Raw genomic sequence first — 8,897 nt, forward strand, 5'->3', positions numbered from 1 at the left:
GCGCCAAACTGAATTTCCCCATCTCCGCCGCAAGCAGTAAGGAATACAGCCCTAAGTGATTAATAAGGGAATAAAAAAGCCACCTGAATGAGGTGGCTAAAAATTTGGCTGGGGTACCTGGATTCGAACCAGGGGATGCCGGCATCAAAAGCCGGTGCCTTACCGCTTGGCGATACCCCAAGTAAACGTGGCGGACCGGACGGGACTCGAACCCGCGACCTCCTGCGTGACAGGCAAGCATTCTAACCAACTGAACTACCGGTCCACGTAAACTCTTCGTTGTTGTTCTTCTAATTTAATTGGTACCCGAGGTCGGACTCGAACCGACAAGGCTATTAACCGGGGGATTTTGAATCCCCTGCGTCTACCAATTCCGCCACTCGGGCAATGCTTTTACAAGCAAAATCTTTGGAGCGGGAAACGAGACTCGAACTCGCGACCCCAACCTTGGCAAGGTTGTGCTCTACCAACTGAGCTATTCCCGCCTGACAACGAAGAGGAATTATACGGATTAAATTCCTTGAGTCAACACCTTTTTTGAAAATTTCTAATGTTTTTTGAGAGACATACATTTTAAGCTGGAAAACTCATGGACCAAAGCGAGTCCCCATATTAGAATCAGCCTTGTACCACTCAACTAACAAAAGGTCCGCCTGATGGCAAACTTAAAATACTTCTATGGCTCTCTTCTTGTCACTATTGCTGGTCTCATTGCCGCATTTTTTGTCGGCCATGAACACCCTCTCACCGCCGTCTATATCACCGCCGTCCTCGCTCTATTAGAGATATCACTCAGTTTTGACAATGCAGTCATTAATGCCCGAGTATTAGAAGAAATGCCGATGTTTTGGCGCAAGCTGTTTATCTACGTCGGTTTACCCATCGCCGTCTTTGGTATGCGCTTGGTTTTCCCTATTCTCCTCGTTGATATGACCACTCAATTGAGCTTTGTCCAAGTCTTTCATCTCGCCACCAGTGATCCCAAAGCCTATCACGAAGCCCTTTTAGTCGGTATGCCAATGATCAGCGCCTTTGGAGGGGCTTTCTTATTGAAAGTTTTCCTCGGCTTCTTCTTTGATGAAGACAAAGATGTCCACTGGGTCCCGTTCTTGGAAGCCAACCGAGCAATGAAAAAAGCCTCGGGTATCCCTGGCATCTCACTATTACTTGCTTTAGTGGGCGGCATGATACTAATTTACTACACTCAGAACTGGCAGGTCGCCCTGGCCTACCTTTCTGGCATCGTTCTACATGAACTGCTCGAAGTGATGGGAATGCTCTTTAATCAACAGCCCTCAGCCGGACAAACACTGGTTCGCAGCGGCTTAATTAGTTTCATCTATCTTGAATTCTTAGATGCGAGCTTCAGTTTCGATGGTGTCATCGGCGCTTTTGCCATCTCAACGAATATCTTTATCATCATGATTGGCCTTGGCATCGGCGCGATGTTTGTCCGCTCGCTGACTATTTTCCTCGTTGAGAAAAAAACCCTGTCTGCCTTCCCTTATTTAGAGCACGGTGCACACTATGCTATCGGCTTCTTAGCCTGCGTGATGTTTATTAAGATGTTTCATCATGTCCCTGAAGCGATCACCGGCACCGTTGGTATCGGTTTAATCATTATCGCTTGCTTACATTCTTACATTGAGAGAAGAATCAAAGGCTGATATCTTCCGTTGTAGATCAAGATGCGAACCTAAGCTTTTTCATCTTTTAAAAGCTGTTCACACTTCTTGATCTTTAGTGCTTTTATATTTAATACGATAAAAGATTTCCTTTTAGGGTGCACAATAATGTGGCGTATGGTTTTCATAACATTTCTCTCAAATATATATTACCGGAAGCAAGCTTCATTCATTGCAACAAAAGCCTATTAAATTAGGCTCCTGCTTTTATATCGATGTTATAATAATTACCACCCAGCTCTATAAACCTGACCGGTTTGCTTGCCCTCAATACTTTTAGAGAAAGCTAAAGCAACCTCTTTCACGGGTACAGACTTAAAGCCCCTGAAGTAATCTTGATAGACTCCAAGCGCCTCTTCAACCACAGTTGGGCTAACCGCATTAATACGTAATGAGTTCGGCATTTCAATGGCACTCCCCCTAACAAAACCTTCCACTGCACCATTGACCATTGCAGCGGACATACCTTGGGCAATAGGATCAATATTTAAAATGCCACTGGTCAGTGTAAAAGAGCCACCCGGGTTAAGATTCTCAATGCCTTCTAAAACTAAATTGACTTGCCCCATTAGCTTATTATCAAGACCCAGCTGATAATCTGTACTCTGCAATTTTTCTAAAGGAGCAAACGTAACTTTACCTGTAGTCGCAACGATTGCATCAACAGGCCCTACTTGGCGATACATCTGTTGAATTGAATAAACATCAGTAATATCCACTTGAACATCACCATCACTATAGCCTGCAACAATCACGTCATGACAGTCTTTAAGCTCTGAAACGACTGCTTGACCAATTAAGCCTGTGCCTCCAACAACTAGAATTTTCATAATGTATAACTCCTCAAGTTTGGTTAATAATGATTAATTTGTTTTCTGAGGAGATTGTAATCTTGTCTTAAAAAGAAAATAATATAGAATTTAAGAAAGATAATTTTTCCTTAAGAGAAAATATGAATATTTGGACTGCGACTGAAAATTTTATATTAGTCATTGATAATAAAAGCTTTTCTAAGGCTGCCGCTAAGAAATACGCTTCTGTTTCGACGATTAGCAAACAAATTAACTATTTAGAAGATACTCTAAAAACCCAGTTGCTTATCAGGAGCACAAGACAGCTAACGCTCACAGATGCAGGCCGTCGTTACTATGAAGAAAGTAAACGTCTACACGAAAAATTTAACACACTATTAAATTCAATTGGTGAGGATCAAGAAAGAGTTGATGGTCAGTTAAATATTACGGCACCGGTTCCCTTTGGTGAGGCTATCTTGGTACAGATACTACCAAGATTTCAAGAGCAATACCCTGAATTAAATATTAACCTAAGCCTCACAAATGACTATATTGATATCTTGCAAAATAATATTGATGTTGCAATCCGTGTTGGTCACATTGATGAAAAGATGTATCAATCATACCTCCTTACAGAAAAACCCATTGGACTTTTTGCTGCCCCCTATTTTTTACGAAATAATGTAATTAATACCATTCAAGACTTAAGAAGCGCCCCTTGCCTGACTCATCAAGACTTTCGCCCTCCGAATCTATGGCGCCTTAAAAAAGAAAACATACAAGTCACCCCTCTTTTAAGCATCAATAGCATAAAGGGCTTAATCAACGCCGCAACACATGGTTTAGGCATTATTTATCTTTCAGAATACCTTGTAAAAGATCAAATCACATCTGGGGAATTAGTTCCCATACTCAAGTCTCATTGGGAAAAACCCAAGCCTATCTACGCGGTTCACGCACGAAGTGAGTTTACCTCTAAAAAAATTACCGCGTTTATTGAGTTCATAAAAACCATCAAGTTTTAGCGAACTCTACAGAATCAACCAGATTAAAGAGCTTATCACTAAAGAAAAAATTCAATAATATTTGGAATAATGGAAGCTGCTACTTTCTAGTCAAACCACTACGCAGCTTCAACATCTGACTGCAATATTTAATGCTTAAGCGGATTGACACCCTGCTTTTGCCAAGAGTTTCTGACAATTCGGCGTTAAGTTATCAATCCTTACCCTCTTGCCATGTCGGTCATACTGCTCTTGAATAAATTGCAAAGCACTGACTGCAGAATAATCAACAAGATAAGAGTTATTTAAATCAATCACCACATAATCCGGCCCTTGTTCATAATTAAAACTGGCTTTAAATTTAGCAATAGAGCCAAAAAATAAAATACCGTCTACTTCATAGACTTTTTCATGATGATTATTAATATATTCTTTAACAGATAAGCTATGAGAAGTTTTCCAAGCAAAAACAAGCGCAGAGAATATTATGCCAATAATAACCGCCGTTGCTAAATTCGTCGCCACGGTAACCATAGTTACAGTCACAATAATAACCGCATCATGCCTTGGAATCTTTCGAATGATATTCAATGTCATCCACTCAAACGTCTCTATCACAACAATAAACATCACCCCCACTAAAGCGGCCAGCGGAATCATTTTGATCAATGGCCAAAAAAGCACGATACAAAGTAATAAAGTGATACTTGCAACAATCCCTGACAAGCGCCCTTTCGCACCATTATTAACATTAATCATACTTTGCCCAAGCATGGCACACCCTCCCATCCCTTTGAAAAAGCCACAAATAATGTTTCCTACCCCCTGAGCGATGCATTCTTTACCTGCTTGCCCCTTTGTGTCAGTCATCTCATCGATTAGAGCCAAAGTCATCAACGATTCGGATAAACCAACAATAGTTAAAATAATAGCGTAAGGCAAAATCACTCTCAGTGTATTTAATGTTAAAGGAAATTTCGGTAGATGAAAGCTTGGTAACCCTGCTGATAAATGTGAGCCACTCACCATATCAGCAACAACTCGCGTATCAATATGAGTAAAATAGGCAAGTAAGCTGACAATAACAATCGCAGCAAGTGCAGAGGGAATAAGCTGAGTGAATTTAGGTAATAAATAACAAATTACCATCGTTAATACAACTAACGCGATCATTAGCCACAAAGCAGAGCCATGTAACCATACTTCAACCCCTCCAGAACTGTATTTAAATTGCTCTAATTGCGCTAAAAAAATAACAATTGCCAATCCATTTACAAAGCCGATCATCACCGATTTTGGCAGTATTTTCATGAAACGTTCCAAGTGAAATATTCCAATTAAAACCTGGAAAATTCCAGTTAAAATAATCGTTACAAATAAATAATCCAGACCATACTGACTCACCAAAGCGACAATCACAACAGCCATCGACCCGGTTGCCCCGGAGATCATTCCCGTCCTTGCACCAATCACAGCGGTTACCAAACACATAATAAAAGCCGCATATAAACCGACTGTAGGATTAACATGTGCCACGAGTGAAAATGCAATGGCTTCGGGAATTAAAGCTAGAGCAACAGTAAATCCAGAAAAAGTATCTATATAAAATTTACCACTCTCAGGCAAAAAGAAGTTTTTTATTTTATTCATTATAAAATCCAAGGCTATAATAAAAATAGTCAAAATTAGCAAATATTAATAAAATTGATAAAAACCAGGAAGTAATATCTATAAAAACCAATATTATTAATTAGCATTAATAAACTAATAAAAAAATAATTTCAGTATTTAATAAATATATTATATGCTTTCTAATTTTTACAAAGAGAAAAGGGTGGCCGAGCGACTAAGGTGGACTCATCAGAAAAGAAGTGCAATTCAACATAACAATACTCTGCATTTTTATCATAATGCATCCTTTATCAAATACAATCGTTCTTGGATAGCAGAATACTAACAAAGCTTATTCTAGAACTCAAGAAATATCCTAAAATTTTTGTTACCCCGGCGATTCATATAACCTGACAATAAGCATTCATATCAGCCTGCTAATTTCAAGCCAACAACCCCCAATATAATCAAACCGATACAAACCAAGCGCGGCCAATCTTTTGACTCTTTAAAATAAAGCATCCCAACAATCGCAATTCCTGCAGCACCAATGCCCGTCCATACTGCATAAGCCGTACCCACAGGAATGACGCCAAAGACATGAGATAATAAGTAAAGGCTTAACCCCATTTCAATAAACATTAACACTGTCGGCACTGGCCTCTTAAAACCATTACTAAGCTTTAAACAGGTAATTCCGGCAATCTCAAGCAAACCTCCTAAGAATAAAAATCCCCACGCGCTCATGATATGACCTCTTGTCTTTTCAATTCTTTTTTATCACTTGAAAATAATTTCAAGCCTACTACGCCAGCAATAATAGCTGTGATACTCAGCACGCGTAATAAAGCGGTTGAGTCATCAAAAATCACCATGCCAAGCAATGCCGTCCCCGCCGCCCCCGTTCCAGTCCAAATGGCATAGGCGGTGCCAATAGGAATCGTTTTTACTGCCATCGCTAAGCAATAAAAACTGACCACCAAACAGACCGCCACGATCAGCGAAGGCGCAACCTCTTGAAAGCCATTAGTAAATTTTAATGCCAAAGCCCATAAAATTTCTGTAATACTCGCAACAGCTAAGTACAGCCAAGCCATGATCACTCTCCAATAACATCAAGATATAATTATATTACTAAATTTAGATATAAATTTAAAGTTATTTTTATATCTAATTTTGTAGATTATTGCTTAAACTGATAGAATCACTTAAAACTGATAAGGCACAACATATCGCAATGACTATGACATTTAATGATCACGACCGCCGCCACTTTATTGATTTCTATATAAAAATGGATGCAATTTGGGCCGAAGAGTTCGATGAAGAGGAATATACCAACATCCACTATGCAACACTCTTCTTTCAGCTCTGGAATAAAAATAAACCCGTAAGTAAAACAGATGCTTATCGCTTTATGCATAACATCAGCAGCCAAACTGCCCAAAAATACTTAAATAAAGCCATTAAGCGCGGTTCGATTATCGAAATTGACAACCCTGAAGACAAGCGCTCTAAACTAGTCACATTATCAAAACACACCAAAAATTCTCTAATCCGCTGTATCGACGCCACGTTACTAGAAAGCCAAGGCTTCTTTAATAAACAAAAATGAAAAAATGAGCGATCATGCCAGATATCATCATAAGAAAAGCCAATAAGAAAAATGTAACGACTATTTGGGAAACTCACAATACACACCTCCAAGCCGATTCGCTACAACCATGAATCAGCACTTTCGCATCACAGCAGCTAAAGACCAATTTATGGAGGCTTTACGGCACAACCACCAGAAAGCTCCCCTTATACTCTGTTGATTTATCACAAAAGTTTAGGTTAGAAGCTGCAGGGTAAAAATTACAGAACTGCACAATCAACTTTTGAAGCTCCTTCTTGAGGTGCTGTTTCAGAAAATTTTTTAAAAAGTTGTGGTGCTTCCCTTAAAGGACCAATATCGGGATCGTCCTTTGCAAGACGATTATAGTGTTCAACACTGAAACCACGCCCAATGATATACTCTTCGTCGGTTTGGTATTTAGAAGGCTTAATAAGAAGAATAGGTTGAGGGTTTGCCCCCGTTAACAACATCTCATCGCTGTCCACCCGGACATAGGTCACTCCCTTCATATCCAACATAATGACAGCATCATCAGCAACCTCTAAACCAGCTTCTCGACAGTGTCTTAACAAGCATCCTCGTACTGAAGTTTCAGGATAAGTGTCGCAGGAATGAGGTTTACCTATATAAAATAACAGTGGAGCACCTTGAGAGAGTTGTTTTATCTTTTGAATCCAACTCTTAAATGATGCACCATTTCTCTGCGTTAACTCCAGGTGGAATAACCCATAAAGGTCATCAGATTTAACATAAATTGCCATGCAACCGCCAAATTGGCATTGATCTTCATGAAAAGATGCGTTGTGTCCACTTGCTAACACATCTGAGCTTCCTTCACCTCTCGCTTTGACCTCACCATGGTTCATTCGTATAGCTATAGGCATTTTCATAACTCCAAAATCATAAAAATAAGTCAATGACAGTAAAAATAAAACATAGCTATAGAAAGCATCTGTCTATCTTTTTTAAATTTCAATTAAATTATTAAAAAGAAAACAGATAGAGATTTAATTTATATTTCAATAAAACACATCTATAACATGAACATAAAATTAATTACCCTCTTAAACCGATATTTTTCCCTAACTTGATAAAAGGTACTGGTTTTAGATTGAAGATCTCCATATCCCTTTAGTGGAGGAGTCTCTACTGTATAAAATATAACCAATTATTTTGCTTTTAACGCAAACTTGGAATAAAAGCTCTACTCCTAGATATCAGTAAAACTTACTGTCACATGTAGTTGCCTAGAGATACAACTGTGTACTCATGCACAAAACTCTAAAACAATCATAACACTCTCACCATCTCTCTAAAATTTTTCAGTTTTAGAGATAAACATTAATAATAACGCCTTAAAAGCTGTCAACCAGGCATACAGCTTGCATAAATCAAGGTTATCTCAATACTCTTTGGAGTATGCCACAATGATGGCATTTTTATTTATCATCTATCTTGCTGTTTATGCTCAAATTTTCTTTAAAAAAACCCAGTTTATCAAGAGTCAATTTGTCGGCTGCCTTGTACTCACACTGGTTTGGTTTAATCATCATTCTACAGATAGTTTGGGGCTGTCATGGTAAAAGACTTCACAGAAATCAAAACACACATTGTCTTTAATGCCTTGCTGCTTTGCGGTTTGTCTATCCTATTAATCATGGCTTTTTATTTTCAGCTCGCCTATAAGGAATTACCCTGTCCACTGTGCCTATTACAGCGCTTGTGTTTTATCGCCTTAGGCTGTATTGCCTTGCTGAATATTATACACGGACCTAGGCCGTCACACTACGGTCTCATGCTTTTAACAACATTGATTGGCCTCGCTATTTCCGTACGACAAATATTATTACACATTAAGCCCGGTGACCCTGGATATGGTTCTCCTGTGCTAGGAATTCATTTTTACACTTGGGGAGCGATTCTTTTCTTTATCGTTGCCATATTTATAGGGATAGGCTTACTGCTCGAGCACATTAGAACCAACGATATCAGTAAAAGTAAGGCAAGGAACCTAACTATAATAGGCAAAGTCATTGCCACACTATTTTTAGTTCTGATCGTATTAAACCTAATTGCTGTTCTATTCGAGTGTGGCTTCTATCAATGCCCAGACAACCCAACCCAATACCTATGGCAAACTTAAGAAAAATAGGATAATAACAATAGAAACAGCAAGTTAAAAAAA

The 8,897-nt window shown here is 39.0% G+C and carries 10 protein-coding genes and 4 tRNA genes; 5 read left to right on the forward strand and 9 right to left on the reverse strand.

Annotation, left to right across the window (positions count from 1 at the left end; translation table 11 throughout):
• Positions 1-105: 105 nt before the first annotated feature.
• From BGC07_RS05160 to BGC07_RS05175, 4 genes are all read right to left on the reverse strand, one after another.
• Positions 106-180, reverse strand: a tRNA-Gln gene (locus BGC07_RS05160).
• 8 nt (positions 181-188) lie between these two features.
• Positions 189-265, reverse strand: a tRNA-Asp gene (locus tag BGC07_RS05165).
• A 35-nt stretch (positions 266-300) separates the two neighbouring features.
• Positions 301-386, reverse strand: a tRNA-Leu gene (locus tag BGC07_RS05170).
• 23 nt (positions 387-409) lie between these two features.
• Positions 410-485: transfer RNA gene (locus tag BGC07_RS05175), tRNA-Gly, on the reverse strand.
• A 171-nt stretch (positions 486-656) separates the two neighbouring features.
• On the opposite strand from BGC07_RS05175, the gene BGC07_RS05180 reads away from it, so the two are divergent.
• Positions 657-1,667 carry a DUF475 domain-containing protein gene (locus tag BGC07_RS05180; RefSeq protein WP_069312233.1) on the forward strand — a complete coding sequence of 337 codons (1,011 nt, stop codon included), beginning with the start codon at positions 657-659 and terminating at the stop codon, positions 1,665-1,667.
• Positions 1,668-1,912: 245 nt separating this feature from the next.
• Here BGC07_RS05180 and BGC07_RS05185 read toward each other — a convergent pair whose 3' ends face one another.
• Positions 1,913-2,515: a short chain dehydrogenase gene (locus tag BGC07_RS05185; RefSeq protein WP_069312234.1), complete on the reverse strand. Its 603-nt coding sequence runs from the start codon at positions 2,513-2,515 to the stop codon at positions 1,913-1,915.
• A 122-nt stretch (positions 2,516-2,637) separates the two neighbouring features.
• Between BGC07_RS05185 and BGC07_RS05190 the strand changes: the two genes are divergently transcribed.
• Positions 2,638-3,504 (forward strand): LysR family transcriptional regulator, encoded by an 867-nt coding sequence (locus BGC07_RS05190; RefSeq protein WP_069312235.1) that lies wholly within the window; start codon positions 2,638-2,640, stop codon positions 3,502-3,504.
• A gap of 135 nt (positions 3,505-3,639) precedes the next feature.
• Here BGC07_RS05190 and BGC07_RS05195 read toward each other — a convergent pair whose 3' ends face one another.
• The 3 genes from BGC07_RS05195 to BGC07_RS05205 all read right to left on the reverse strand — a co-directional run bounded on the left by BGC07_RS05195 (position 3,640) and on the right by BGC07_RS05205 (position 6,191).
• On the reverse strand, positions 3,640-5,133 hold the full coding sequence (locus tag BGC07_RS05195; RefSeq protein ID WP_069312236.1) for a SulP family inorganic anion transporter: 1,494 nt from the start codon (positions 5,131-5,133) through the stop codon (positions 3,640-3,642).
• Positions 5,134-5,523: 390 nt separating this feature from the next.
• On the reverse strand, positions 5,524-5,841 hold the full coding sequence (locus BGC07_RS05200) for a DMT family transporter (RefSeq protein WP_069312237.1): 318 nt from the start codon (positions 5,839-5,841) through the stop codon (positions 5,524-5,526).
• Positions 5,838-6,191 carry a DMT family transporter gene (locus BGC07_RS05205; RefSeq protein WP_069312238.1) on the reverse strand — a complete coding sequence of 118 codons (354 nt, stop codon included), beginning with the start codon at positions 6,189-6,191 and terminating at the stop codon, positions 5,838-5,840. The genes BGC07_RS05200 and BGC07_RS05205 overlap by 4 nt, the downstream gene beginning before the upstream one ends.
• 140 nt (positions 6,192-6,331) lie before the next feature.
• Between BGC07_RS05205 and BGC07_RS05210 the strand changes: the two genes are divergently transcribed.
• Complete coding sequence (locus tag BGC07_RS05210) at positions 6,332-6,709, forward strand: helix-turn-helix domain-containing protein (protein ID WP_139121625.1); 378 nt, start codon at positions 6,332-6,334, stop codon at positions 6,707-6,709.
• A gap of 242 nt (positions 6,710-6,951) precedes the next feature.
• Here the strand turns inward: BGC07_RS05210 and BGC07_RS05215 are convergent, their stop codons facing one another.
• Positions 6,952-7,596, reverse strand: a complete 645-nt coding sequence (locus BGC07_RS05215; RefSeq protein WP_139121626.1) for a hypothetical protein — start codon at positions 7,594-7,596, stop codon at positions 6,952-6,954.
• A 546-nt stretch (positions 7,597-8,142) separates the two neighbouring features.
• Between BGC07_RS05215 and BGC07_RS23820 the strand changes: the two genes are divergently transcribed.
• Entirely contained in the window at positions 8,143-8,295 is a 153-nt protein-coding gene (locus BGC07_RS23820) for a DUF5993 family protein (protein ID WP_394332129.1), read from the forward strand.
• On the forward strand, positions 8,289-8,855 hold the full coding sequence (locus BGC07_RS05220) for a disulfide bond formation protein B (protein WP_069312241.1): 567 nt from the start codon (positions 8,289-8,291) through the stop codon (positions 8,853-8,855). Before BGC07_RS23820 ends, BGC07_RS05220 begins: the two co-directional genes overlap by 7 nt.
• Positions 8,856-8,897 lie beyond the last annotated feature (42 nt).

Origin of the sequence: Piscirickettsia litoralis (assembly GCF_001720395.1) — a bacterium.
In the GTDB taxonomy this organism is placed as follows: domain Bacteria; phylum Pseudomonadota; class Gammaproteobacteria; order Piscirickettsiales; family Piscirickettsiaceae; genus Piscirickettsia; species Piscirickettsia litoralis.